Here is a 25,829-nt window from a genome sequence, read left to right as displayed (position 1 = left end):
TTTTTAGAGCCTTTGCTTTTTTATCGACTTTTATGAGCCTTTAATCCAATTTCAAGTTTTAAAAATGTATTATCCTCTAAAATGGTATATCTTTATCATTCCAAAATCCCAAAGTCACGTTTGATATCAATTGCTAATTTTAAAAGTCAACGATATGAAACGAGAAAAATTACTCTTTTTAACATTACTATTCTTTTTTGGAGTAAGTATTTGTTTTTCACAAGTAGGTATAGGAACTACAAATCCATTGGCAAAGCTCGATATTGATGCTACATCAGATGCGATACCTGCGTTTGCTATAAGACCAGTTGTAAGTGCTCCAACAGGAACGTCCGACGGTCAAATTGCCATGATAGACAACTCCCTTTATTTTTATGATAATACAAGGACAAAATGGTTGAGCTCAGAAACAGTAGCTCTGAATTATAGTAATTCTGGAGATACTGATGATGAATACCTCAACAGTAACAGTGTCAATTCTGGCATTAGAATTCCCTATAACGCAACTTTAATTGCTATTACGGCAAGAGCTTCTGGCGGAGATACCTCACGACAATTTAGAGTAAGAAAAAACGGAAGCACGACTAACCTGTTATCTTTTACAGTTACTACTTTTAATTACTCATCTACAACACAAAATTTAAATTTTGACGCAGGTGATTTTATAAATATTTATGTCGACAATGAGTCTGGAGACATCACAAACCCCACAGTAACCTTATGGTTAAAATGGCGTAAATAATGTTATTTTATTCAGAAAAAAGAAACAATAACAGATTTTTACAACACTATAAGTGTTTCGAGTTATAAAAAAGGTAGTTTTTTTCCTTTTTTTATGTATTTCATCGATTAAATATGCTTTTAGTCGATGAAATGATTTTTTGACAATATACCATAGATATATTCGCGGGCAAAATCGTGAAAACTATGTCCAAATTGCTAATCAAACTAACCTTATTAATCACTTTAATAAGTTCAATTTCAACGGCTCAGGTAGGTATTGGAAACACAACACCTCAAGGCGCTTTAGATGTAACTTCAACTACTGACGGATTATTAATCCCGAGAGTATCTCTAACAGCAACAAACCTAGCGACAGTTACTACCCCTACAACCTCAGAAATGGTCTATAACACCAACACTTCTGCGGCAGGCCCTAATCAAGTTACTCCTGGGTTTTACTATTGGAATGGCGCTTTATGGGTGCGATTAGCAACCGGAAGCAGTAGCGATTGGACTACAACTGGAAATGCAGGAACAACAGCAGGAACAAACTTTGTAGGAACAACAGACGCCCAAGATTTAAGATTTAAAACAAATTCAACAGACCGTCTAAACATTTCCAACACTAACGGACAGGTTCAATCATATTTCGCAGGTACTGCCTCGGCTCCGGCATATTCATGGGATGGAGATTCAAACACAGGTGTTTTTCAATCTGCCGCAGATAATATTTCACTTACTACCAATAGTACAGAAGGGTTCCGCATGCGTAATAACGGAAATGTTACAATCGGAACAACTTATGCTTCGGCTAATGCAGCACCAAACAATGGATTACGCGTACAGGGACAAACTGTAATCAGCAAAGCTTCAGGAGAAGACAGTCGCGATATTTTTTCTGCTCACAATTCAGCAACAGCATACCAAAACATTACGGGCTACCCTAACAATACTGCCGCAAGAGCAATCTCAGGCTATGCAGACGGAAATGGCATAGGCCTTTTCGGGTTTGCTAACAGGAGCGGATATGGAGTTGTTGGATTAACTCAACCTGGAACTATTTCAGCTTTCGTACAATCTGGAGAAGGTGTTTTAGGTCAAGCAGATGGAGCAAGTGGAATCACCAATATCCCAATCGGAGTACATGGAATTATTGACGAAGCAGCAGCTGGTTTACTAACTGCAACACCAGTTTTAGGAGAAAACAACAATATCACTAGAGGTACTGGTTTAGGTGGTGGCGCATACAATTCTGCAGCACCGGCTGCATCCGCAGTTTATGGAAACTTTGCAACCAGAAGCACACCGGCAGGAACAGACTCATATCAATTTGGAGTAGTTGGTGACATTCTTTTATTGGGTGTTGCTTCTCAACCAGATGCAACTGGTGGTGTATTGGGAACAAATTCAGCGGGGAGTTTTGGTATTTTAGGTTACAAATCCAGAGGTGGTGCGAATTTCTCGGTATATGGTGGTACAAATAACGGAAGTGTTGCTGCCGGAAACACAGGAAGATCATCTGTTTCAAACAATCCAAATGACCTTATTGGTTTAGGAATTAACGGAGGCTTCATGGGAGGTTATGTTAAAGGAAATCAATATGGTTTAGTTTCTAAAGGAGAAGAATTTGGTATGTATGTACAAGGGAACACCATTGTAAACAAACCTGTTGTTCAACTGTCCGAAGGCAATGGTGGTGAAAGAACAAAAACCTATTTAGCTTCCTCAACAGAAGTAGACATTACAACAAGAGGTGTTGGACAAATGAGCAATGGTGAGGCTTTTATCGCTTTCAAAGATGCTTTCAAAAATAATGTCTCCAAAAATGAGGCTATCAATGTAACTGTAACACCTACGCAAGAGACAAATGGCGTTTATGTTAGCCAAGTAACTTCAGAAGGTTTCTACATAAAAGAAAATCGCAACGGAAATAGTAATGCTTCTTTCAATTGGACGGCAATAGGAACGCGTTCAGGTTTTGAAAATGGTGTTGAACTTTCTTCGACAGTACTATCCAATCAATTTGATGAAAAAATGAATGGTGTTATGGCTAATGATGGAGGAGAAAAAGAAGCAACACCTATATATTATGATGGAAATAATATTCGTTTCGAAAGAATTCCAGAAGGAATGATTAAGCATGCAAAAAAAGAGGCTCCTAAAAAGTAATTTATCATAATACATTTTAAAACAGGTTTGTAATTCAAACCTGTTTTTTTTTGTACCTCATCGGTTTAATTTGCACATTAAAGACTTTTTATAGTTAAGGTGAAATTTTGGAGTAAATTGAGTAAAAACGATTTAGCCATGAAAACAAAACTACCACTTTTACTATTGGCAATCTTCCTTTGCCATAATCAGATATTATACTCACAAGTTGGTATTGGTACAATTGTACCTGATGCTGCATTAGATGTAACCTCAACAGATAACGGTTTATTGATTCCGCGAGTAGCACTAATAGCAAACAATAGTGCAACACCATTGACAACTCCCACAGTTTCTGAATTGATTTATAACACAGCCACGGTTGGAGGTGTAAATGGCGTAATACCTGGGTACTATTATTGGAATGGAACTCTTTGGATTCAATTATCCACAGGAACAAATAACGATTGGTCTATAACTGGGAATTCCGGAACAACTGCCGGAACTAACTTTATAGGAACAACCGACGCACGTGATTTACGGTTCAAAACAGGTGGCGCAGACAGACTTAACATATCAAACACTAATGGCCAATTTCAATCCTATTATTTAGGAACCGCTGCTGTTCCATCCTTTTCTTGGAGTTCTGACCCTAACACAGGAATATTTAGCCCTGCTGGCGATGTTCAAGGTTTTTCCACTAACGGAAATGAACGAATGAGAATTTTAAACGGCGGGGTAGTCATTGGCAATACAGTTGCATTTGCAGGCGATCGATTTTCATCTTATGGTTTAAACAATGAATACTGTATAAACGCTTATGCAATCGGTTCAGGTGGCGCAGCGATTTATGGAGATGGAGATACTAGTTATGGATATATCGGTTTTACCAACAGTGCTAACCGATCTGCATATTATGGCTCCAACTTACATGCCAACGGTACCGGAATTGTCGTTTCAGGAAACAATATAGGTACATCGTTTCTCGCAGCAGGCTCGGGCGGAGCTTTTACCGGTTCAATAACAGGTAGCGCCTCATTTGCCACAAATAACGGAAGTGGTTGGGGAGTTGTAGGAGCTGGAAATAATCTGGGCGTTACTACTATTGCTGGCGGAGGAGGAGGCGCTTTTTCCGGCAACCAATGGGGCGTTTATGGCAACGCAACCATTACCGGTATGGCGAATGCAGGAACGAACAGGGCGGCTTTTGTTGGAACTTTTAACGAGACCTCAACACCAAGAACAGTTTACTTAGGTGCCCGAATTGGAGGTGTTAATTATAAAGTTTTTGGAACAGGAAGTGCTTCCGTATCTACCACAATGCCCACAAGAGATGGAGAAAGAATTCTTTTTGCTCCGGAGGCACCAGAGAATTGGTTCTTCGACATAGGAGAAGTAACCCTGGTTAACGGAAAAGCAACAGTAACCCTTGATCCGGTTTTTCAAGATTGTATATCCGATTCTAAACCTTTTAAAGTATTTGTACAAGGAGGAGAAAACACAATTGGCGCTATCAGAATTACCCGAAATCAGAAAGAAAAAACATTCATCGTGGAAGACATGGGCGGAGCAAGTAACGGAATTGTCCAATATTCAATTTACGGTATTTGGAAACAAAAAGAAAATTTAAGATTTCCGAAATACGAACAGCCTTTCGAAGTAAAAGAATTAAAAACAGAAACCGTTTCTATAACAAAGAAAAAAAGCAACTAAACATACCTCAAAAACCTCCAAAAAGACCTCCTTTTCAAATAATCGAGATCTTTTTCGTTTTCATAAGCTTCCTGCTCAAAAGAAATATTCCGATAAGCTTCCCTCCTATCTTTCAACGCTATCCATCGAATCAGATATTCCACAAAATACCAGACAAAAAAAGGCAAAACCAGCATTTCGAGTTGTTGCCGAATATGAATCAGCTCATGATTCACAAGCACCTTATTCCCCTTATCCCCTTTTTGCGACAAGACAATAAACGGAAACAAAGTAATTCCGCGAAACCCTTTTGGCGTTAAATATTTAAAGACGAGTACAATCATTCGCTGTAAAGTTCCTAAATTTGTCGGTATGAATGAACAAATCAACCCGAATAATTTAAAAGAGGGTGAAGATTTTTATTACACCCCGGAAGGCTACAAATGTTTCACGGAAAAACACCATTTAAAACGCGGCTATTGCTGCAAAAGTGGTTGCCGTCACTGTCCTTACGGATTCAATAAAAACACAGGTCAAATCAGTAAGAATAAAAAATAATCGGGCGTTCCCCTTCGGGTCGGGCTGTACGCAGTACACGGTACTTTGCTGCCATCCCTAACGCAAACCATCATAACACAACACACAACAACAAAATGGACCACTATTTACAATATTACCGAATCAAAATTCACAAATCCTACCATAGGTCGGATATTCGTTATCCCTAGCGTTCGTACTCTTTTACGAATAAACAGATAAACGAATAACCAAAATAGTAAAGAAATGACTTTTCAAGAACAAATACTGGAAGGAATTCCATCGGTTTTACCACAAGTAAAGCCATACGAAGCCAACATCAATCACGCGCCAAAGCGTAAAGAAATATTAACCGCTGAAGAGAAAAAGTTAGCCATTGCAAACGCATTGCGTTATTTCGAACCAAAGCATCACGCCACGCTAATTCCGGAATTCAAGGAAGAATTGGAAAAATACGGTCGTATCTACATGTACCGTTTGCGCCCTGATTACGAAATGAAGGCTCGTCCTATTTCAGAATATCCAGGAAAATCGGAACAAGCCAAAGCCATCATGCTGATGATTCAAAACAATTTGGATTATGCCGTAGCACAACATCCACATGAATTAATTACTTATGGCGGCAACGGAGGCGTGTTCAGCAACTGGGCACAATACCGTTTAACCATGAAATATTTAGCCGAAATGACCGAGGAACAAACCTTGGTGATGTATTCCGGCCATCCAATGGGACTATTCCCTTCGCACAAAGACGCGCCAAGAGTCGTAGTTACCAACGGAATGATGATTCCTAACTACTCCAAACCGGACGATTGGGAAAAATTCAACGCTTTAGGTGTAACGCAATACGGCCAAATGACAGCGGGAAGTTATATGTACATCGGCCCGCAAGGAATCGTTCACGGAACTACTATTACAGTTTTGAACGGTTTCCGAAAAATCAAAAAGAATCCATCAGGAAACTTATTTGTAACTTCAGGTTTAGGCGGAATGAGTGGTGCTCAGCCAAAAGCAGGAACTATTGCAGGTTGTGTTACGGTTTGTGCCGAGGTGAACCCAAAAATCACCAAAATCCGTCACGAACAAGGCTGGATTCACGAAATCATTGAAGATTTAGACGAATTGGTAGCTCGCGTACGCAAGGCGCAAGAAGCCAAAGAAATCGTATCCATCGCTTATTTAGGAAATATAGTAGACGTTTGGGAAAAATTCGACACTGAAAACATTCACATCGATTTAGGTTCCGATCAAACTTCATTACACAATCCTTGGGCAGGCGGTTATTATCCGGCAGACATTTCTTTTGAAGCCGCTAATGAAATGATGGCTAACAATCCTGAACAATTCAAAACAGAAGTTCAGAAAACCTTACGCCGTCATGCAGCAGCAATCAACAAACACACCGCAAAAGGCACTTATTTCTTCGACTACGGAAACGCTTTCTTATTGGAAGCCTCAAGAGCTGGAGCGGATGTTATGTCCGAAAACCCAACATTAGGAAGAGAATTCAAATATCCGTCTTACGTTCAGGACATTATGGGACCAATGTGTTTCGACTACGGTTTCGGACCGTTCCGTTGGGTATGTTGTTCCGGTAAACCGGAAGATTTAGCCAAAACAGACGCTATTGCTTGTGCCGTTTTAGAAGAAATGATGCAAAACTCACCTTCCGAAATCCAACAGCAAATGGCGGACAACATCCAATGGATTAAAGGCGCACAACAAAATAAATTAGTAGTTGGCTCGCAAGCCCGTATTTTATATGCCGACGCGGAAGGAAGAACCAAAATCGCTGAAGCCTTCAACCAAGCGATTGCCAAAGGCGAAATCGGTTATGTAGTTTTAGGACGTGACCATCACGACGTATCCGGAACAGATTCGCCGTATCGCGAAACTTCCAACATCTACGACGGTTCTCGTTTTACAGCCGATATGGCTATTCACAACGTAATCGGTGATAGTTTTAGAGGCGCAACTTGGGTTTCCATTCACAATGGCGGCGGTGTTGGCTGGGGCGAAGTAATCAATGGTGGTTTTGGTATGGTTCTTGATGGTAGTAAAGAAGCCTCAAGACGTTTAGAATCAATGCTTTTCTGGGATGTTAACAACGGAATTTCAAGAAGAAGCTGGGCCAGAAACGAAGGCGCCATGTTTGCCATAAAAAGGGCGATGGAAACGCAACCTTTATTAAAAGTTACCATCCCTAATATAGTAGACGATTCATTATTATAAAAGTTTAGTGTTTAAGGTTCAAACACTAGACTTTATAGGTTTGAACTTTAAACATAAAAATATGAAAACGCTCAAATTAGTATCATTAACACTACTCTTTATCTTAGGAGCTTGTAGTTCTGTAAGAGTGAATTCTGATTTTGACAAAAATGTCGATTTCAGTCAATACAAAACCTATGCGTATCAGAAAAGCGGGATTGACAAAGCCGAAATTTCCGATTTGGACAAAAAGCGAATCCTTAGAGCCATTGATAACGAAATGACTAACAAAGGAATCTCCAAAAGCGAAGCTCCTGATTTGTTGGTAACCATTTTCACCAAAGAAAGAGAACGCGTAGACGTGAGTCAATACAATGCCGGCTGGGGTTACGGCTGGGGCTGGGGTTGGAATCCGTACCTTTGGGGCGGACGAACTTACGTCAGCACCTCAACTGAAGGAACGTTGTATATCGACATCATTGACGCGAAGAAAAAAGAATTGATCTGGCAAGGTGTTGGCTCAGGTTATCTGACGCAAAACACGGATAAAAAAGACGAACGTATCAACGAATTTGTTTCCAAAATACTCAGTCAGTATCCACCGGAGAAAAAATAAAACATTAACAAAAGCTGCTCATTGGGCAGCTTTTTTGGTTAAAAAAATCACAAACTAACAATTATCATATTTCAACGGTAAATTCGATAGTATCTTTACTTCAAATAGTTTAAAATGAACGATATTCAAAATTTAGACGATATCAAACAAATGGTAAATTCGTTTTATCAAAAAGTACAACAGGACGATTTCATCGGACCCATTTTTAATGAGAAGATTCAAGATCGCTGGCCGGAACATCTAGAAAAAATGTACGGCTTCTGGCAAACAGTTTTATTGGACGTACGAGCTTATTCAGGAAGTCCGTTTCCGCCGCATGCGAATTTACCGGTTCAGAAAGAACATTTTGACCGATGGATTGCCATTTTCACCCAAAACATCGACGAACAATTTGCCGGACCTATTGCCGACGAAGCCAAATGGCGTGCTGAAAAAATGGCTGAAATGTTCAACTATAAAATCGAATACTTTAGAAATGCCAATCAAAAACCGCTAACGTAAAAACCGTTGTAATCTGCAGAAACATTTCATAACTTTACAACGAAATACAACACACCACGAATTATGAGTACGAATTACGAAACCAACCCGTTAATCGAAAGACTTCCCGAACATTTAAAACAGTTCATCAAGCCTCAGGATTACGAAGACTACACTCCTATCAATCAAGCCGTTTGGCGTTATGTAATGCGTAAAAACGTTGATTATTTAGGCAGAGTCGCACACAATTCGTATTTGGACGGTTTACGTCAGACCGGAATCGATATTGAAAGTATCCCGAACATGTATGGGATGAACCGTATTTTAAAAGAAATCGGTTGGGCGGCTGTGGCTGTGGACGGTTTCATTCCTCCAAATGCATTTATGGAATTTCAGGCCTATAATGTTTTGGTAATTGCATCAGACATTCGTCAATTGGAACATATTGAATATACACCAGCTCCGGATATTATCCACGAAGGTGCCGGTCACGCTCCTATTATTGCAAATCCGGAATATGCAGAATATTTACGTCGTTTCGGAGAAATTGGATGCAAAGCGATTTCCTCTGCTCATGATTACGAAATGTATGAAGCTATCCGTTTGTTGTCTATTTTAAAAGAAGCGGAAGGCACACCACAAGCCGAAATCGTAGCCGCCGAAAAACAGGTAGACGATTTGCAGAACAATATGGGCGAATTGTCCGAGATGGCTCAAATTAGAAACTTACACTGGTGGACGGTGGAATACGGTTTAATCGGAACTGTGGACAATCCTAAAATATATGGTGCCGGTTTACTTTCTTCGATTGGAGAAAGCGCTTGGTGTATGACCGATAACGTTAAAAAGTTACCGTATGACATTTCCGCAGCCAACCAGAGTTTTGACATCACCAAACCGCAACCACAACTATTCGTAACACCAGATTTTGCGCATTTAAATTCGGTTTTAGAAGAGTTTGCCAATAAAATGGCCTTACGTACCGGTGGATTGAGCGGCATTCAGAAACTAATTAAATCTAAAGCTTTAGGAACGATTGAATTAAGTACCGGAGTTCAGATTTCGGGCGTTTTTACCAATGTTATTGAACACGACGGCAAACCAGTTTATGTTCAGACTACCGGAAAAACGGCTTTATCGTACAGAGAAAAAGAATTAGTCGGTCACGGAACTAATTATCATGCAGAAGGCTTCGGTTCTCCAATCGGAAAACTGAAAGGCATCAATTTGGCTATTGAAGACATGAGTCCGAGAGATTTACGCGCTTATGATATTTACGAAGGAGAGCAAGTTACTTTAGAATTCGAAGGCGATATTACGGTTCAAGGAGAAATCATTACCGGTTCAAGAAATCTTCGTGGAGAAATTATTGTCATTAGCTTTAAAAACTGCACGGTGAAACATAAAGATACGGTTCTTTTCCAACCGGAATGGGGCACTTATGACATGGCTGTGGGTAAAAAAGTGATTGCTGCTTTTTCAGGGCCAGCTGACGTAAACAGTTTTGATATGATTAGCCACGTTCCGTCATCCAAAACCATCAAACAGAAAAAAACTGCGGAACGCGAAGAATTGGAAACTCTGTATAAAAATGTTCGAGAAATCCGCGAAGGCGTGCATGCGGAAATCACTTTAAAAGAAGCTTTTGCTGCTGTTTCAGCTAACCATCCGAACGATTGGTTATTATCAGTTGAAATTGCGGAATTGGCCGAAAAAGAACATAATACTGAATTAAGTCAAAAAGTATTGAATCACTTGGAAAATGTAAAAACCAACCGTCCGGAAATTGCGCATTTAATCACCAACGGATTGGAATTGATTTTTGACAAAGCAACAGCTTAACAGAAAACGATATAGTATATAAAACAAAAGCTAATTCAGAGAATTAGCTTTTGTTTTTGTTTATCCTTTTATCTTCTCACCCAATTGGGCATCATCCATAACCGGTTCGCCATTGTACTTCAACGTCCAGCCCATGGTATTGGTTAGCAGTAAAATTTTGGAAAGCTCACTGATTAAACGATTTTCAGCATTAGATTTTAAAGTCGATTTCTGAATTTTAGCCATCAAATCAGCTTTTACTTTTTTGTTGATTTTATTGTAATCATCTCCGGTAAAAGGATTCAACTTGCTTTGTTCTACATCGTAAAACTGAATGTCCGGACTTATTTTAATTTCTTCCTTCGGAATACTAGTGATGGTAACCGTTTTGTTGGCTTCATCAATATTGTATTGGATCTGGCGTAAATCGTAAGCAACCGTTACATCAGCATTGATGATGATTAACGCTTTCTTTTCAAAGGAAATCAAATCCATCAAATATTTTTGCTGGTCTTTGTAAGTCATCACCTGAGAAAAATGGCCTTCGGTAACAACTAATTTCCCAACATTCTTAATTTTCTCCTGAATCAGATTAGTATTGTATTCGGTCGTTGCGGTTTCTTTCTCTTTTGTAAAATGTTTATACAACAACACGCCAACTCCGATTAAAATAATCAGATACACTAATTTTCCAGAACGCCCGATAACCTGAATGATTGGAACGAGAATATTCTTTAAAGTATTTTCAATAGAGTTTCCAGAAGAAGCCATAACCGTGTTTTTTAAACGAAGATAAAAAAAAGCTGCTTTGCAGCAGCTTTAATTTACATTTCTAGAATCACGAATTCCACTCTTCGGTTTTGTTGTTTTCCGTCTTCGGTGTCATTGGTGGCAATAAACTTCGTTTCACCATAACCTTTGGCAGAAAGGCGGTCTTTGGCAATTCCTTTCCCGACCAAATAATTCATCACGGCATTCGCTCTGTTGTTTGATAAAGTCATATTATCGGCATCTCCTCCTACCGCATCGGTATGGCCTGAAATTTCGATTTTCATCGCGGCGTTTGATTTTAAAATCGCCAACAATTTATCCAATTCCGCGAAGGATTCCGATAATAACTGATACTTTCCGGAAGCGAAGAAAATGTTGTTCAAACGGATGGTTTCTCCTTTTTCAATCGGATTCAGATACAAATCAACTTCAATTTCTTTGTATTCTTTCAGCTTAGACAAATCTACGTTTTGAGTAACCGCATAATACCCTTGCTTTTCCGCCATAAAACTATAGGCTTCACCATATGGTAATACAATCGAATAACTTCCAGTCGATGGATCTGAAATTGCAGTTCCTAATTCTCTATTGGTTTTTAAATTATTGTATACAATTGGCGCACTCATTACTTTTTTAGTCTTGCTGTCGTATACTTTTCCTTTTACCAAAGCTACCGGATCTTGCTTCACCGTACTTTCAATTTCGTAAATGTCACGGTCTTTACCGATATAAGCTTTATCTCCTTTTGCCGAAAGAAAAATACTCAATTCATATCCTGGCGAATTAATCACATTTCCTAGATTCTCAGGTTGTGACCAATTAGTCCAGCTATCATCAAGTCGTTTGGATACAAATAAATCGTAGGCACCATAACCTTGATGTCCGCGACTGGCGAAGTACAATGTTTTACCATCGGCTGCTAAGAAAGGATTCGCTTCTTCTTCAAAAGTGTTTACTGTTGAACCAAGATTTTTTGGTTTTGACCAAGTTCCATCTTCTTTGGCTGTACTTACATAAACATCTTTAAATCCAAAGCCTTCCGGACGCTCTACCGTCATCAACAGGTATTTGTTATCTGCCGATAAAAAGTAACCTACATAATCATTTTTGTTGACATAATCTTCAATCACAACCGTTTTAGGAATATCCCACCCCATTAATCCTTTTGTTGACATGGAAACTCCTGCTCCTGCCGGATTAATACCATCTGCTGCATATTTATTGCCTAACAAAACTGTGTTGTTATCCGGTGAGGTGGAGATAACGAAATTGTAATCTTTATTGTTTAGCGGACGTCCCATATTTCTGGCTTCTGACCAATTTCCTTGTACGTCTTTAACTGAATACCAGATATCGTCTTTGATACCGTCGATATTCTGATCGTAATCTTTTCTGTCGAAGTATAAAATACTTCCGTCTGCCGAAATTACCGGATTGGTTTCTTCTACTTTCGGATTAGAAACAGTTTCTGGCAATTTTACAAGTTTTAAATTCGGGTTAAAACCAGCCACAACTTTTATATTTCTCGGATATTCGGTTATTTTCAAATCTTCAGCTAAAACAGTTACGCCAGCATCTACGATAAAACCAAAACGGCTTCCGTAATATTTGTTATCACCGGTTTGGTAAACCAAAGCATCATTGATAAACACCTTGAAAATATTGGCGCGTTTCTCTACTTTAATTTTATTTTTCTTGTCTTTCCCCTGCACATTACTGTTCGCTTCCCATTTCTTTTTATAGTGAAAATCACTACTGTAATAGTGGTAAATCTGCAGTTGTTTGTTAGCCGAAAGTTGTACTACACGATAATCAGAATTATCATTGTACATTCCGAAAACTAATCCATAAGTTGCAAATTCGTTAGGTGTTTTGTCTAAAATCAAAGTGGTTTCTAAATCGTAATCGGTATCATCTGGATTATCAATTACCGATTTCCACGTCCATTTGCTATTCTTATCATGTTTGTTCTCCAACTCTAAATTTCCTTTTCTGACAGAAATATTAAATCCATCATTGTTGGAACTCCATTGGTTGGAATCGTTGTCAAACGTATCGTAAAACTTTACGTTTTGTGAAAAAAGATTCATGGCGGTAAAAAAGAATACCGCTAAAAAGTAATAGTTTCTCATGGTTGGTTTTCTAGATTAAATTGTTGTCTTTGGCTTTTTGAACGGCTTCAATTTTGGAATGCACCTGAAGCTTTTTGTATATGTTTTCAATATGTTTACGAATGGTACTCGGTGATAAATATAAATTTTCTGCAATTGCGTTGTAATTCAATCCTTTGCTTAATTGCTCAAGCACTTCAATTTCCCGTTCGGACAGCTTGACTTCCTCTTTTTCTTTCCAATCATTAATATCCATCGGATTACGAAGCAATCGTAAAGTTTTCATGGCAATCGAAGGCGTCATGGCTGCCCCGCCGTTTAGTGTATCGATTATTCCTTCATGGAGTTCTTTAGCCTCCACTTCTTTTAACAGATAACCGTCAGCACCTGCTTTTATCGCTTTAAAAATATTCTCATCATTGTCAAAAACCGTCAGCATGATGACTTTTATATGCGGAAAGCTTTTTTTGAGTTGCAAAGTAGCGGCAATACCATCCATAACCGGCATTTCGATATCCATCAAAACTACGTCTATAGCTGGATTTGCTTTCAGTTTTTCTAAAAATTCCTGCCCATCATAAGCAAAAAAACGGGTGTCCAAATCTTCAAAAAAAGATAGTTTTTCAAAAACCGCTTTGATTAAGAAGGAATTATCATCAGCAATGGCTATGCGTATTTTTCCTATCATATTATTCGTCTAAAGTAATTTTAACTTGCGTTCCCTGAGAATCCGAATCTATAGTAATTGCTCCGCCAACCTCGACAATACGCTTTTTCATATTGTGAATGCCGTTTCCTAAACTGGATGCTTCCGTATCAAAACCCTTACCGTTGTCTGAGATTGTTACGTGAATCTGATTATTCTCTTTTTCGATATTTACAGCAATCAATGTTGCATCGGCATATTTCAAACTATTGTTTACACTTTCCTGAATTACTCGATACAGATAAATTCCCTTCAAAGATGAAAACGACAAGGAATCCGAAATAGCATCACTCAAATTAAATTCAAACTGAATATTGTGGGAAGCCGATTGAGCACTCTCAATGAAATTAGCAATACGCGTTTTCAAGTCAAGGAATGAGATTTCATCTTTGTTCATCGCCCAAATGGTATCGCGAAGTTCCGTTATAGTGCTTCGGGTAAATGTACTGATGCCGGATAATTTGTTCTTCAGTTTTTCATCGTCAATCGAAAAACCATATTTAAGATTTTCAATGGAAGAAATGATAAAAGTCAATTGTGCTCCGATATTATCATGCAAATCCCTCGAAATAGTCAATCGTTGCTCTTGCAATTTATTTTGGGTTTCAATGGAAGCAATAGCATTTTTAAGCTCAAATTCCTGCTCTTGTTGCTTGTTTTTCAGTTTCTGCTGACGCAATAGTAAAATACCCGCCACAACTAACGAAAGCGCAACTAACAAGGCAATAATCAACCAATTTGCTTTTTTCTGACTTTCCATTTTTTGGGCAATCAGTTTATTTTTTGTCAGCAATAATTCCTTCTCTTTCTTTTCATTCTCGTACTTGGCTTCAATATCTACAACGGCTTTGGCTCTATCCGAATGATACAACGAATCTCTGAGCTTGATGTACATTTCCTGATCTTCAATCGTTTTCTCAAAGTTGCGGCGCTTCTTGTTGAACTGAAAACTTTGATAGTAGTAATCACGCATTTTTTCAGCATTTCCGCTTTTTTGAGTATAGGTATAGGCTTTTTCAAACAAGGCCTCCGCTTTGGCAAAATCACCTAAAGCACTCGCAATTGTTCCTAGATTGGTGTAATGTGTTGCATGTTCGTAATCGTAATACGGATTGTCTTCTTTGGTTAAATCAGTAACCACTACGGCGCGTTTAATCCAACCTTCGGCTTCTTTGTATTTTTTTTGCTTTAATAAAGTGTTTCCGATGTTGTTGTAAGTACTCGCCAAGGTTAACGTGTCTTTCCCTTTAATATAATTGAAAACCATTTTGTGGTACTTCAGCGCCAAATCAGGTTTGTTCCAATCGTCGTAGTTGATGGCAATGGCGTTTAAAGCATCATAAATAAAAGTCGGTTCCGATTTTGGGTCTTTCAAGTACATATCTAAGGCTTTTTTTCCATAGAAAACACCCTTTTCAAAATTTTCAAAATCGTGGTAACTCAAAGAAAGCCGGGTATTGAAGTAGCGAACCCACTTTTTGCTTTTGTCGAGTTGTTCCGCTTCTTTCAAACCTTTGAACAAATAAGCAATTCCCTTATCGTACTGCCCTTGCTTTTTATATAGTTTGTTGAAGTTGTTGTAAACCGTAAACAAAGAATTGTAATCTTTAACCTCACGAAGTTTTTTGATGGCTAAATTTCCGTAGTAAACCGAACTGTCTGCATCGCCATAATCCAAATGATGTGCGTTTTTACAGAACAAATATTGTCCTCTGTCGGATTCGGTTTTAATCATCCGTTTGGCTTTCTGAAAATAATAAGCCGAAGAATCTTCCGATGTATAAGCTTTCCCAAGAATAGTTTGAATATCCTGCGCCAACAGATTTGTCGAAACAAATAAAAAAAAGAAAATCGAAGTAATTTTTGACATACCGCTACTGATTGTTTTTAGTTATCCTGCTTAAAAACAAGTGTTGCACATCAAAAATTTGTTCTAAAAATGAATTCAGATAGGTTTTATAATCCGATTCAAAATCTGCAGCAATCCGATTCTTAATTTTCAGCTTACCATTTTTTTGTTGCATCTGCTCTAAAGACGATTGCATGGCTTCCATTTTAAACAAATGACTGCTCTCGTCTTTTTTGGTATCTCTAAGCAAGCTAAAAATAACAAAAATATTCACGATTAAAACGGAAAAAAAGATCAGCGTCATACAGAATTTACTATCAGTTAAAGGTTACCCGTTATTAGCGAGTAAATAAACGTGGGAAATTAAACAAAACAACACCAGTAAGCCAATTAGTAAAACAGCTCCACTCATCATTCCCTGCTCTTTGTTGTTGTGTTTTGAATCTGAAAACATAGGCAAAAAAATTAGTCCTTCAAAAGCAAGTAGGCGTTAAGCGACAAACACAACAACACAACAAGGATTATCAATACAATTAAAATCCTGCTTCTAATTTTTGCAAACTTGTAGTTGTTCCGATTCATCAGTCGCTCCTCCATACCTGTTCAATTTCAGGGTAAAATTGCAGATTTCGGAAAAGCGAATCAATACGGCAGATGCCCTATTTCGTAAAAGTAATGTGTGGCAGCTTTTCTGTAAGCCTTTCTATTTTTGAAGAAAGTACTTCGGAAAATTTCTGAAATTCTTCAGATTGTGAATTAAATGGCCTATGTTCCAGCGATTTTTGAATGGCTTCAACTTCTTTCATCAACGCAAAGCAATCCGAGGCAATTCCAAATTCATAAAATCGCTCCCAAATGTAATCGATAGCTATTTTATTAGGATGCAACATATCTTCAGCATAAAAACGATAATCCCGAAGTTCGTCCATCATGATTTCGTAGGAAGGAAAATAATTAATTGATGATTGGTTATTAATCATTGTATGAATAGCCGAAATCAAATGTGCTTTACTGAGATTATTCTCTGCAAAACCGTCTTTGATGTGGCGAACCGGAGAAACTGTAAAAATGAATTTACAATCAGGATTAACGGAATGCACAAACGTTATGATGTTTTGCAAACTTTCTGAAATTTGATTAACCGAAAGCAATTCTTTGACAAATTCTTTTTGAGGTACTTTGTGACAGTTGGCTACGATTTCGTTACTTTCAACATTTCGGTAAACCCAAGAAGTTCCTAATGTAATTACAAGATGTGTTGCATTGCCAATCCAAGCGTGTGAATTTTCAAGCGCTTGGTTTAAAGTGTTCAAAAAGTCTGTTTTATCCAATCGGCTCACTTCCGAATGCACTTCATAGCAATTCCAACGTTCGTTGTGGTAAAAAATATCGTTTTCAGAGTAATATCGTTTCTCAACAATTCTTTTCACAAGAATTTCAAGCGAAACGGGATTGAAAATAATTCCGAACGGATTAACAAGGTTCTGAAATTTGAAATAGTCAAACTTCTCACCCATATTCTCAGCAAAACAAGAACCCAAAGACACCATTCTTGAGGAATAATCAATCGGAAATTCACTCGCAGAAATGGGTATTTGGGTTCTGAATTGCATACCAAGTTTGTTTTTACAAACTTAGCAATATTTTAATAGGTATACAGAAAAGAAAGCGAACCTTTATTAGCAGAAGAAGGATAATTTTCTCCATTGTAGGTATACTGAACCGATTCAACCTCTGTTGTTCCTCTGGTTACACTTTGAACATTATAATAATTGCTATTTACAGTTATATCATAATAAGCTAACTTGTCAAAACCTGTGATGTTTTTAAATGGAGAATTCTTAGTGTCATAAGAATAATTAAAAACTTGCGTTGCAGGTGAACCGTTCTGAGTAGTGTAATTCTCAACTTTGTTGACACGAATTCCTGATGTAAAAACTTTTCTATCTAGAATCTGTGATGACTGATTTGTAGTCCCTCCGCTGTATCCTTTTACGCTTACAGTACCGTCAGTATTATTTGTATAAATTGCATTATAAGTCGTTACACCCGAAGCATTTTGACGCTTATATTTAATCAATTGATACTGCCTGTTATATTCAAAAATCTCTTTAGAATTTAAAATATTGTCCTGAAAAAAATCTTTACGGATTATCAAATCTCCCGCATAAGTATACACAATTTCTCTACCATCTGAAGAATTAATTTTCAATAATTTAGATCCGTTATATTGATAATCATCAGTAATCATTGTTCCATCCCTTTCAGAAATTGTTGCAATACTTCTTACCAACAAAGCATTGACACTCATTTTTGATGCATCCGTGTCTGTCATTTCAAAATCGTCATCCAAAGAACATGATGCAAAAACGGAAACTAACGCAATTCCTAAAATCAAGCTTACTCTTTTCATAATCATTTCGTGCTGTTTTTAAAATTTTGGTAAATGAATAAAAAAAAACAATACAAAATTACATTTTAACGATTTTTTTTGATTTTAATCAATTAATTATCAATAAGTTACGTAAAAATCTTACTTAAAAAAGACTTCACTACTTTGATAGTTCTAGTAAAACGTTTCAAAGATATCTTTTGCAAAGAGATAAATTCATAATAATTACATAAGTTACTGATATACAGACAAATAAAAAACCCAAATCTTTCGATTTGGGCTTTTATTATATGAAGTATATAAAATTACTCATAAAAAAATTGTAAAGTGGAATCATAGTCATCATTTCCAAAATCATCATACACTCCAGTAAGAGGATAATTCCCAGAATTATATGTATATGTAAACGATTCTTTTGCCATACTGTCTACACTATAACCCATTGTATTATTTAACAACCCAGAATAACCTTCAGTATAATTAGGCAAACCGATTTCAATCTTTGCAAAACCAGTAACATTTTTTAATGGATTATTTTTAGTATCAAAAGTGGTAACCTCTGTCGTAGTATATTCAAACTCTCCTCCCGGTTCTCTTGTGATTACTTTTTTAAAAGGTTGATTACCATCAAAATAAATAGTACCTGTTGCAATTGTTTCTAAACCAGAAGTTGTTACAAACGATACAGTACCATTAGCGTTATAAGTTAAAACATCCTCTTCATGAACAAATTCACCGTGTCTGGTTGTACCAATCAATTTTGAATTAGCATCATATTCATAGGTAATGGTTTCATCCAAATTACCGTCTATATAATATTTTTCTTCCGTTATTAAATCGCCTGTGTAAGTATAAGTAGTTTCTTCAGTAATTGTTCCGTCAATAATCAATGCTTGCTTAACGATTTTATTACCACTATAAGTAAAAGTAAATGTTTCTACTGAACCATCTCCATAAGTCTCAACTATTTTAGTCAATAATCCCGTACTGGATGAGTCATCTGTAGAGCTGTCGGTATCACTAGAACACGAAGCGAACAAAAGTGCCAAAGCACTAAAAGCATAAAAAAGTTTTTTCATTTTTTTTAAATAAATTTTTACAAAAAAACAAAATAGCTTAGTTATAAAAAAACAAAAAACGCTATTTTTTGTTATAAAAAAGCTCAAACCTAACAGATTTGAGCTTTATACTTAACCAGCAGATATTCTTAACTTCGTGTTGCGTGAATTCTATACACAAATTCGCCTTCAGGCTCTGTTACAGTTTGTATCAAAATCAGTTCTTCCGTAGTAATCGATTCAATCAAAAAAGTATCTTGATAATCCATCTGTCCTTCCAGATATGAAAAAACGGTCAATTCATTTCCACTCAAATACCATTTTGAAGTTTCAATATCATCCGCACATTGGTAATTAGCACCATGAAAAATTAAATCATCATCCAACAGAAATTCCTGATAATCTCTGTGAGTAGGACATTCGTTATCATAATTTTCAAAAGGTCCGCCGTTGGCTGTTCCTCCTTTCAAATACCATTTCCCCAATAAATTAGTTTCGTTAATCTCTAATTGTTGTGCATTTTGATTATCATCAGAGTTACACGCCATCAAAAACAACGCACTAATGCTCAGTAAAAAAAACTTAATTTTCATATCTTATTTACTCAATTATTTTACAAAATCAACTGCTCTTTCCAAGGCTTCTTTAATTCCTTCAACATTTTTACCCCCAGCTGTTGCAAAGAACGGCTGTCCTCCACCACCTCCTTGAATATATTTTCCAAGTTCACGAACTACTTGCCCGGCATTTAACCCTTTGCTTTCTACCAATTCTTTAGAAATGTAAGACGTTAGCATTGGTTTATCATCTGCTGCTGTTGCTAAAAGTAAGAATAGATTATCCTTGTTCTGACCTAACTCATATGCTAAATCTTTTGCTCCATTGGCATCTAAATCTACTTGAACCGCTAAGAAATCGATTCCGTTGATAGTTTGCAGTTGAGCAGCGAATTCCCCTTTTAGGTTTTTCGCCTTCTCTTTTAATAACGCTTCGATTTGTTTTTTCAGTTTCGCGTTTTCATCCTGTAAAGAAACCACAGACTTGATTACGTCCTGCGGATTTTTCAACGTTTCTTTAATTTCTTTCAAAGCCGATTCCTGCGCTGCAAAAAACTGTTTCACCGCATCATTGGTAATCGCTTCAATACGACGGATTCCAGCTGCCACAGCACCTTCACTCGTAATTTTAAAATGCCAGATATCTGCAGTATTTCTAACATGAATTCCTCCACACAACTCCATGCTTTCGCCGAATTTGATAGCACGAACATTATCACCATATTTTTCTCCGAACAACGCCATAGCGCCTTCTTCAATTGCTTGTACAAATGGAATGCTTCTTCTTTCGATTAACGGTAATTGCTCCTGAATTCTCGCGTTTACGAAATCTTCAACTTGTTGCAATTCTTCATCGGTAACTTTTGCGAAATGCGAGAAGTCGAAACGTAAATAGTTTGGTGCTACCAACGATCCTTTTTGCTCTACGTGCGTTCCTAAAACCGAACGCAATGCCTGATGCAACAAATGCGTCGCTGAGTGATTGCTTGCCGTATGGTTTCTTAAATCTGTATTTACTTTTGCCTGAAAAGTTCCGTTTACGTTCTCCGGTAAACTTTTCGCGAAATGCAGAATTAGATTGTTTTCTTTTTTAGTATCGATAATGTCGATGATTTCATTCGCCGAAGCCAAAATTCCTTTATCGCCAACCTGTCCTCCACCTTCCGGATAGAATGGTGTATTATCTAAAACGATTTGGTATAATTTTCCGTCTTTTTTAGAATCTACTTTTCTGAAACGGGTTATTTTTACTTCGTTTTCGGTTTGGTCGTAGCCTACAAACGTTTCTACATTTCCAGGAATTAAAACAGTCCAATCTTCCGTTGAAACTTCTGAAGCTGCTCTTGAACGTGCTTTTTGCTCTGCCATCGATTTGTCAAATTCTGCTTCGCTGAACGACATGCCTTTTTCTTTCAAGATAAGTGCTGTCAAGTCTTTTGGAAAACCGAACGTATCGTACAATTCAAAAGCTTTTTCACCAGAAACTTCGCTTCCTTTCGTTTCAGCAACTACATTTTCCAATAACTGCAAACCTTGATCTAAAGTTCTTAAGAACGAGGCTTCTTCTTCTTTGATTACGTTGGATACCAAATTTTTCTGTGCCACGATCTCCGGGAAGAAAGCGCCCATCTGATTTGCCAACACCTCAACCAATTGATAAATGAACGGCTCTTTTGTGTCTAAAAACGTAAATCCGTAACGAATCGCACGACGCAAAATACGACGGATTACATAACCCGCTCCTCCGTTTGAAGGCAACTGACCGTCTGCAATAGCAAAGGCTACCGCACGAACGTGGTCTACGATTACGCGAATGGCAATATTGGTTTTGTTTTGCTCCTCGCTAATGTCTTTGATTTCGTTGGTGGTATATTTTTCACCTGTAATTTGTTCAATTTTAGCAATAAGTGGCGTGAACACATCGGTATCGTAATTCGAAGTTACGCTTTGCATTGCCATACACAAACGCTCGAAGCCCATTCCGGTATCTACGTGTTGTGCTGGTAATTTCTCCAAAGAACCATCCGCTTTACGGTTAAATTCCATGAATACGTTGTTCCAGATTTCTACTACCTGCGGATGATCGGCGTTTACTAACTCACGACCGGAAACAGCTCCTCTTTCCGCATCGGTACGCAAATCGATGTGAATTTCAGAACAAGGCCCACAAGGTCCCTGATCACCCATTTCCCAGAAGTTATCTTTTTTATTTCCTAAAATGATTCGGTCTTCCGAAACGTATTGCTTCCAGATATCGAAAGCTTCTTGGTCGAAAGGCACGTTTTCCGCCGGGTTTCCTTCAAACACGGAAACGTACAAACGGTCTTTGTCCAACTTCAACACTTCCGTTAAGAATTCCCAAGCCCAAGCCAAGGCTTCTTTTTTGAAGTAATCGCCAAAAGACCAGTTCCCCAACATTTCGAACATGGTATGATGGTACGTATCAAAACCTACATCTTCCAAGTCGTTGTGTTTTCCGGATACACGAAGACATTTTTGCGTATCGGCGATTCTTGGTGATTTTGGTGTTCCGTTTCCTAAGAAAAACTCTTTAAACTGAGCCATTCCGGAATTGTTAAACATCAAAGTCGGATCGTCTTTTAAAACGATTGGCGCAGAAGGCACAATCAAATGTCCTTTGCTCTGAAAAAAATCAAGGTAAGCCTTACGAATGTCTTGTGATTTCATTTTTTTATTTATTTCGCGATGGTGATTCGCGTTATTTTAATTCACTTCCAAAAAATAAAATGGTTACTCTCCTAGCCCTGATTGAGCGGTTAGCTCACAATTTTAATTGTGACTAGTAGCGAAAGCAGGAATAAGGATCACAAATAAGCCAAATGTTTCGCTTCAAAAACCAAATAAATTGAAACATTTTTTAAATTTGTTCGTATAACCCTTACAACCGGTTAACCAACACCATTTTACAAGCTGCAAAAATAGTATATTTTAGAACATGTCGAAGGTAAAATATGTTTACGATCCCGAAAAATTAGCCTATCGGAAAATTAAACCGAAGAAAGGGCGAAAGTTCGGCTATTTTGCACTGTTTTTGGTGGCTTCGGCACTGTTTGGCTTTTTGTGTTTTGTGGTGCTTTTGAATACCTCGTATTTTGAAACGCCAAAAGACAGAATGATGGCGCGTGAAATTGACAACATGAAAATCAATTATGCGCTTTTAAACAAGCGAATCGATGCCTTGAACGAAACGATGGGCGATTTGGAAGACCGTGACAACAATGTGTATCGCTCTTATTTCAACAGTTCAACCGCGAATGAAGAATTGCGAAAAGGCGAAGAACCGACTAAAAACCGTTACAAAAAATTGGAAGGTTACAACAATTCAGATTTGGTGATTAACACGTCGAAACGGTTGGATATAATTTCGAATCAGATGGTTTTTCAGTCGAAGTCGTTGGATGAAATTGTGAAACTGGCAAAAGGGAAAGAGAAATTGTTGGCGGCGATTCCGGCGATTCAGCCCGTTAAAAATGAAGAATTGAAGCAAATGGCATCCGGTTTTGGTTACCGAAGCGACCCGTTTACCAAAGTTCGTAAATTTCACAAAGGCATGGATTTTACGGCACGAACCGGAACACCAATTTATGCGACTGGCGACGGCGTGGTGGAACGAGCTGATGCGTCGCTTTCAGGTTACGGAAATCATATTGAAATCCGTCATGGTTATGGTTACAAAACCTTATATGCGCATTTGAGCAAATACAAAGTAAAACCAGGACAAAAAGTAAAACGCGGCGATGTAATTGGTTACGTGGGAAGCACCGGACGAAGCGAAGCACCACACTTACATTACGAAGTGTATCAGAATGGCAAAGTAGTGAATCCGTTGAATTTTTATTACGGCTCGATATCCGCCAAAGAATATGTTTTAATTTCACAAATCGCGAATCAGGAAAATCAATCTTTAGATTAATGCATTTAGACTTACCAGAAAAAAGATATTACAGCATTGGCGAATTAGCCAAAGCTTTTGACGTGAACGCTTCTTTAATCCGCTTTTGGGATAAGGAATTCGATATTTTAAAACCGAAAAAGAACGCCAAAGGCAACCGCATGTTCACACCGGAAGACGTAAAAAACCTGCAATTAATTTACCATTTGGTCAAAGAACGCGGCTTTACCTTAGACGGTGCCAGAGTCCATTTGAAAGAAGGACAGAAAAAAACGCTGGATAAATTCGAAATTATCAGTAAATTAGAAGCTATCAAAGTACAGTTAACGAATATTAAAAACGAATTATAATCATCTAAAAACAACCTTAAAATCAAACACTTATGAGAAAATGGTTAATCCCCGTAGGTATAATTGTAGTAATCATCTTTGCTTTATACAGTTGGGCAAAAGGCGTAAACAACAATGCTGTAACTTTAGGCGAAGGTATTAAAGAAGCTTGGGGTAACGTGGAAACATCCTACCAAAGACGTAATGACCTTATCGGAAACTTGGTTAAAACCGTTAAAGGTGCAGCCGATTTCGAAAAAGGAACTTTAACAGCCGTTATTGAAGCCCGTGCAAAAGCAACGCAAATGACAATTGACCCAAGTAACATCACACCGGAGCAATTGGCACAATTCAATCAGGCACAAGGTGGTGTTAGTTCTGCATTATCTAGATTATTGGTAACAGTGGAACAATATCCGAACTTAAAAGCCAATGAAAACTTTTTGAAATTACAAGACGAATTAGCAAGCACGGAAAATCAGATTTTGACAGCACGTACACGTTTCAACGAAGCTGTTAAACCATACAACACGCACATCAAAACTTTCCCTAACAGCTTATTGGCAGGAATGTTCGGATTTACGGAAAAAGCGTATTTCGACGCAGTTGCCGGTGCTGAAAAACCAGTAGAAGTAGAATTCGATTTCAACAAAACTGAAGAGAAAAAATAATGTCTTTAACCGAAGATTTTCTAAGCCCGGAAGAAGAAAAGGAAATTGTTCAGGCGATTTCTGAAGCAGAAAAAAACACGTCCGGAGAAATTAGAGTTCACATCGAAGCACATACAGAAAAACCTCCGCTCGAAAGGGCTCAGGAGGTTTTTCATTCTTTAGGCATGGATAAAACTTTGGCCAGAAACGGCGTTTTGTTTTACATCGGTGTCCAAGACCATACTTTTGCCATTATTGGTGACGAAGGTATTGACAAAGCTGTGGAAGATGATTTTTGGGATTGCACCAAAGACATTGTCATCGATCATTTCAAAAACAAACGCTACAAACAAGGTTTGGTCGATGGTATTTTAAGAGCGGGGAATCAACTGAAAAAATACTTTCCTTACCAAAGTGACGACACGAACGAATTAACTAACGAAATCTCAAAAGGCTAAATGATAAATTTCGTTTTAAAAATCGTCAAATTGCTCCTTTTTAGCGCTATGCTTTTGCTTAGCCAATTGGGAATTGCACAATATAAAATTCCGGATGTTCCTGATTTTCAAACTTCGGTGTACGATTATGCCAATGTTTTAAGCAAGGAAGAAGCCAAGCAACTGGAAGATAAACTGATTCGGTATTCCGATAGTACAACCACGCAAATTGTTTTTGTTTCTATTGAAGATTTGCAGGGAGAAGATATCAGTCAGCTCGCTACAAATTGGGGACAAAAATGGGGCTTTGGTCAAGCTAAAGAAGATAATGGTGTTTTCATCCTTTTATCCAAAAACAACCGAAAAATTCATATTGTAAACGGTTATGGTGTTGAAGACCGATTGACCGCAGGAATGACCGGTGAAATCGTTCGCGACATTATCATTCCTGAGTTCAAAGCCGGAAGTTATTACAATGGTTTAGACAAAGGCGCTGATGCCATATTTGAAGCGCTGAACGGCAAATACAAAGGTTCCCGAATTGCTGACAAATCTGATGGTATTGATCTTGGTAAAGTCATTTTCTTTATCATTATTTTTATCATCATCATTATCATTCTTTCCAAAAACAACAAAGGAGGCGGTGGTAGCGGTGGTCGTTACGGCGGTCCTGATTTAGGCGATATCATCATCTTGAGCAGAATGGGTCGCGGCGGATTCGGAGGAAGTTCCGGAGGAAGCTTTGGCGGCGGATTCGGTGGTGGTGGTTTTGGCGGTGGCTTCGGCGGCGGTGGTTTCTCTGGTGGAGGTGCGGGCGGAAGCTGGTAA

The 25,829-nt window shown here is 38.0% G+C and carries 25 protein-coding genes; 13 read left to right on the top strand and 12 right to left on the bottom strand.

The genetic code is table 11. The features are described from left to right. Positions 1-154 precede the first annotated feature (154 nt). From RUH60_RS01460 to RUH60_RS01450, 3 genes are all read left to right on the top strand, one after another. A complete protein-coding gene (locus tag RUH60_RS01460) occupies positions 155-742 on the top strand; it encodes a hypothetical protein (protein ID WP_313804339.1) in 588 nt (195 codons plus the stop codon). 185 nt (positions 743-927) lie between these two features. Then, entirely contained in the window at positions 928-2,892 is a 1,965-nt protein-coding gene (locus RUH60_RS01455) for a hypothetical protein (protein WP_313804335.1), read from the top strand. 138 nt (positions 2,893-3,030) lie between these two features. Continuing rightward, positions 3,031-4,584, top strand: a complete 1,554-nt coding sequence (locus RUH60_RS01450) for a hypothetical protein (protein ID WP_313804332.1) — start codon at positions 3,031-3,033, stop codon at positions 4,582-4,584. Here the strand turns inward: RUH60_RS01450 and RUH60_RS01445 are convergent. Further along, the gene (locus RUH60_RS01445) at positions 4,581-4,907 is read right to left on the bottom strand and encodes a hypothetical protein (RefSeq protein ID WP_313804329.1); all 327 of its coding nucleotides are present in this window, start codon (positions 4,905-4,907) and stop codon (positions 4,581-4,583) included. The genes RUH60_RS01450 and RUH60_RS01445 overlap by 4 nt on opposite strands. A gap of 28 nt (positions 4,908-4,935) precedes the next feature. Here RUH60_RS01445 and RUH60_RS01440 point away from each other — a divergent pair, with 28 nt between their 5' ends. From RUH60_RS01440 to RUH60_RS01420, 5 genes are all read left to right on the top strand, one after another. Further along, the gene (locus tag RUH60_RS01440; protein ID WP_313804326.1) at positions 4,936-5,121 is read left to right on the top strand and encodes a DUF5522 domain-containing protein; all 186 of its coding nucleotides are present in this window, start codon (positions 4,936-4,938) and stop codon (positions 5,119-5,121) included. A gap of 225 nt (positions 5,122-5,346) precedes the next feature. Continuing rightward, entirely contained in the window at positions 5,347-7,332 is a 1,986-nt protein-coding gene (locus RUH60_RS01435; RefSeq protein ID WP_313804323.1) for a urocanate hydratase, read from the top strand. Between the two features lie 61 nt (positions 7,333-7,393). Then, positions 7,394-7,927, top strand: a complete 534-nt coding sequence (locus RUH60_RS01430; protein ID WP_313804320.1) for a DUF4136 domain-containing protein — start codon at positions 7,394-7,396, stop codon at positions 7,925-7,927. A 114-nt stretch (positions 7,928-8,041) separates the two neighbouring features. Next, entirely contained in the window at positions 8,042-8,428 is a 387-nt protein-coding gene (locus RUH60_RS01425) for a group III truncated hemoglobin (protein ID WP_313804317.1), read from the top strand. Positions 8,429-8,491: 63 nt separating this feature from the next. Further along, entirely contained in the window at positions 8,492-10,249 is a 1,758-nt protein-coding gene (locus RUH60_RS01420; protein ID WP_313804314.1) for an aromatic amino acid hydroxylase, read from the top strand. 60 nt (positions 10,250-10,309) lie between these two features. Here RUH60_RS01420 and RUH60_RS01415 read toward each other — a convergent pair whose 3' ends face one another. The 11 genes from RUH60_RS01415 to alaS all read right to left on the bottom strand — a co-directional run bounded on the left by RUH60_RS01415 (position 10,310) and on the right by alaS (position 22,360). Next, on the bottom strand, positions 10,310-10,999 hold the full coding sequence (locus tag RUH60_RS01415) for a DUF4230 domain-containing protein (RefSeq protein WP_313804311.1): 690 nt from the start codon (positions 10,997-10,999) through the stop codon (positions 10,310-10,312). Between the two features lie 53 nt (positions 11,000-11,052). Continuing rightward, positions 11,053-13,131, bottom strand: a complete 2,079-nt coding sequence (locus RUH60_RS01410) for an OmpA family protein (RefSeq protein WP_313804308.1) — start codon at positions 13,129-13,131, stop codon at positions 11,053-11,055. 10 nt (positions 13,132-13,141) lie between these two features. Continuing rightward, the gene (locus tag RUH60_RS01405; RefSeq protein ID WP_313804305.1) at positions 13,142-13,798 is read right to left on the bottom strand and encodes a response regulator transcription factor; all 657 of its coding nucleotides are present in this window, start codon (positions 13,796-13,798) and stop codon (positions 13,142-13,144) included. A 1-nt stretch (position 13,799) separates the two neighbouring features. Next, positions 13,800-15,686, bottom strand: coding sequence for a sensor histidine kinase (locus RUH60_RS01400; protein ID WP_313804302.1), 1,887 nt, complete (start codon positions 15,684-15,686; stop codon positions 13,800-13,802). 4 nt (positions 15,687-15,690) lie between these two features. Further along, the gene (locus RUH60_RS01395; RefSeq protein ID WP_313804299.1) at positions 15,691-15,969 is read right to left on the bottom strand and encodes a hypothetical protein; all 279 of its coding nucleotides are present in this window, start codon (positions 15,967-15,969) and stop codon (positions 15,691-15,693) included. 24 nt (positions 15,970-15,993) lie between these two features. Then, complete coding sequence (locus RUH60_RS01390) at positions 15,994-16,119, bottom strand: hypothetical protein (protein ID WP_313804296.1); 126 nt, start codon at positions 16,117-16,119, stop codon at positions 15,994-15,996. 205 nt (positions 16,120-16,324) lie between these two features. After that, positions 16,325-17,278, bottom strand: coding sequence for a GSCFA domain-containing protein (locus tag RUH60_RS01385; protein ID WP_313804293.1), 954 nt, complete (start codon positions 17,276-17,278; stop codon positions 16,325-16,327). A 32-nt stretch (positions 17,279-17,310) separates the two neighbouring features. Further along, on the bottom strand, positions 17,311-18,078 hold the full coding sequence (locus RUH60_RS01380; protein ID WP_313804290.1) for a hypothetical protein: 768 nt from the start codon (positions 18,076-18,078) through the stop codon (positions 17,311-17,313). Between the two features lie 284 nt (positions 18,079-18,362). Next, complete coding sequence (locus RUH60_RS01375; RefSeq protein WP_313804287.1) at positions 18,363-19,136, bottom strand: hypothetical protein; 774 nt, start codon at positions 19,134-19,136, stop codon at positions 18,363-18,365. Positions 19,137-19,264: 128 nt separating this feature from the next. Continuing rightward, positions 19,265-19,708: a hypothetical protein gene (locus RUH60_RS01370; protein ID WP_313804284.1), complete on the bottom strand. Its 444-nt coding sequence runs from the start codon at positions 19,706-19,708 to the stop codon at positions 19,265-19,267. A 15-nt stretch (positions 19,709-19,723) separates the two neighbouring features. Further along, on the bottom strand, positions 19,724-22,360 hold the full coding sequence (gene alaS, locus RUH60_RS01365) for an alanine--tRNA ligase (protein ID WP_313804281.1): 2,637 nt from the start codon (positions 22,358-22,360) through the stop codon (positions 19,724-19,726). A gap of 268 nt (positions 22,361-22,628) precedes the next feature. Here alaS and RUH60_RS01360 point away from each other — a divergent pair, with 268 nt between their 5' ends. From RUH60_RS01360 to RUH60_RS01340, 5 genes are read left to right on the top strand one after another with little or no spacing between them, the layout of a single operon-like run. Next, positions 22,629-23,606, top strand: coding sequence for a M23 family metallopeptidase (locus RUH60_RS01360; protein ID WP_313804278.1), 978 nt, complete (start codon positions 22,629-22,631; stop codon positions 23,604-23,606). Further along, on the top strand, positions 23,606-23,935 hold the full coding sequence (locus tag RUH60_RS01355; RefSeq protein WP_313804275.1) for a MerR family transcriptional regulator: 330 nt from the start codon (positions 23,606-23,608) through the stop codon (positions 23,933-23,935). Before RUH60_RS01360 ends, RUH60_RS01355 begins: the two co-directional genes overlap by 1 nt. A gap of 32 nt (positions 23,936-23,967) precedes the next feature. After that, complete coding sequence (locus RUH60_RS01350; protein WP_313804272.1) at positions 23,968-24,585, top strand: LemA family protein; 618 nt, start codon at positions 23,968-23,970, stop codon at positions 24,583-24,585. Then, positions 24,585-25,022, top strand: coding sequence for a TPM domain-containing protein (locus RUH60_RS01345; protein ID WP_313804269.1), 438 nt, complete (start codon positions 24,585-24,587; stop codon positions 25,020-25,022). Before RUH60_RS01350 ends, RUH60_RS01345 begins: the two co-directional genes overlap by 1 nt. Before the next feature lie 48 nt (positions 25,023-25,070). Then, complete coding sequence (locus RUH60_RS01340) at positions 25,071-25,829, top strand: TPM domain-containing protein (RefSeq protein ID WP_313804679.1); 759 nt, start codon at positions 25,071-25,073, stop codon at positions 25,827-25,829.

The organism is Flavobacterium sp. (assembly GCF_032153895.1).
Classification (GTDB): domain Bacteria; phylum Bacteroidota; class Bacteroidia; order Flavobacteriales; family Flavobacteriaceae; genus Flavobacterium.
This window is presented reverse-complemented; position numbering and strand designations above follow the sequence as displayed.

Bases quoted from the DNA above. Each gene is read 5' to 3' on its own strand.
- RUH60_RS01460 (WP_313804339.1), top strand. From the start codon at position 155: ATGAAACGAGAAAAATTACTCTTTTTAACATTACTATTCTTTTTTGGA.
- RUH60_RS01455 (WP_313804335.1), top strand. From the start codon at position 928: ATGTCCAAATTGCTAATCAAACTAACCTTATTAATCACTTTAATAAGT.
- RUH60_RS01450 (WP_313804332.1), top strand. From the start codon at position 3,031: ATGAAAACAAAACTACCACTTTTACTATTGGCAATCTTCCTTTGCCAT.
- RUH60_RS01445 (WP_313804329.1), bottom strand. From the start codon at position 4,907: ATGATTGTACTCGTCTTTAAATATTTAACGCCAAAAGGGTTTCGCGGA.
- RUH60_RS01440 (WP_313804326.1), top strand. From the start codon at position 4,936: ATGAATGAACAAATCAACCCGAATAATTTAAAAGAGGGTGAAGATTTT.
- RUH60_RS01435 (WP_313804323.1), top strand. From the start codon at position 5,347: ATGACTTTTCAAGAACAAATACTGGAAGGAATTCCATCGGTTTTACCA.
- RUH60_RS01430 (WP_313804320.1), top strand. From the start codon at position 7,394: ATGAAAACGCTCAAATTAGTATCATTAACACTACTCTTTATCTTAGGA.
- RUH60_RS01425 (WP_313804317.1), top strand. From the start codon at position 8,042: ATGAACGATATTCAAAATTTAGACGATATCAAACAAATGGTAAATTCG.
- RUH60_RS01420 (WP_313804314.1), top strand. From the start codon at position 8,492: ATGAGTACGAATTACGAAACCAACCCGTTAATCGAAAGACTTCCCGAA.
- RUH60_RS01415 (WP_313804311.1), bottom strand. From the start codon at position 10,999: ATGGCTTCTTCTGGAAACTCTATTGAAAATACTTTAAAGAATATTCTC.
- RUH60_RS01410 (WP_313804308.1), bottom strand. From the start codon at position 13,131: ATGAGAAACTATTACTTTTTAGCGGTATTCTTTTTTACCGCCATGAAT.
- RUH60_RS01405 (WP_313804305.1), bottom strand. From the start codon at position 13,798: ATGATAGGAAAAATACGCATAGCCATTGCTGATGATAATTCCTTCTTA.
- RUH60_RS01400 (WP_313804302.1), bottom strand. From the start codon at position 15,686: ATGTCAAAAATTACTTCGATTTTCTTTTTTTTATTTGTTTCGACAAAT.
- RUH60_RS01395 (WP_313804299.1), bottom strand. From the start codon at position 15,969: ATGACGCTGATCTTTTTTTCCGTTTTAATCGTGAATATTTTTGTTATT.
- RUH60_RS01390 (WP_313804296.1), bottom strand. From the start codon at position 16,119: ATGTTTTCAGATTCAAAACACAACAACAAAGAGCAGGGAATGATGAGT.
- RUH60_RS01385 (WP_313804293.1), bottom strand. From the start codon at position 17,278: ATGCAATTCAGAACCCAAATACCCATTTCTGCGAGTGAATTTCCGATT.
- RUH60_RS01380 (WP_313804290.1), bottom strand. From the start codon at position 18,078: ATGAAAAGAGTAAGCTTGATTTTAGGAATTGCGTTAGTTTCCGTTTTT.
- RUH60_RS01375 (WP_313804287.1), bottom strand. From the start codon at position 19,136: ATGAAAAAACTTTTTTATGCTTTTAGTGCTTTGGCACTTTTGTTCGCT.
- RUH60_RS01370 (WP_313804284.1), bottom strand. From the start codon at position 19,708: ATGAAAATTAAGTTTTTTTTACTGAGCATTAGTGCGTTGTTTTTGATG.
- alaS (WP_313804281.1), bottom strand. From the start codon at position 22,360: ATGAAATCACAAGACATTCGTAAGGCTTACCTTGATTTTTTTCAGAGC.
- RUH60_RS01360 (WP_313804278.1), top strand. From the start codon at position 22,629: ATGTCGAAGGTAAAATATGTTTACGATCCCGAAAAATTAGCCTATCGG.
- RUH60_RS01355 (WP_313804275.1), top strand. From the start codon at position 23,606: ATGCATTTAGACTTACCAGAAAAAAGATATTACAGCATTGGCGAATTA.
- RUH60_RS01350 (WP_313804272.1), top strand. From the start codon at position 23,968: ATGAGAAAATGGTTAATCCCCGTAGGTATAATTGTAGTAATCATCTTT.
- RUH60_RS01345 (WP_313804269.1), top strand. From the start codon at position 24,585: ATGTCTTTAACCGAAGATTTTCTAAGCCCGGAAGAAGAAAAGGAAATT.
- RUH60_RS01340 (WP_313804679.1), top strand. From the start codon at position 25,071: ATGCTTTTGCTTAGCCAATTGGGAATTGCACAATATAAAATTCCGGAT.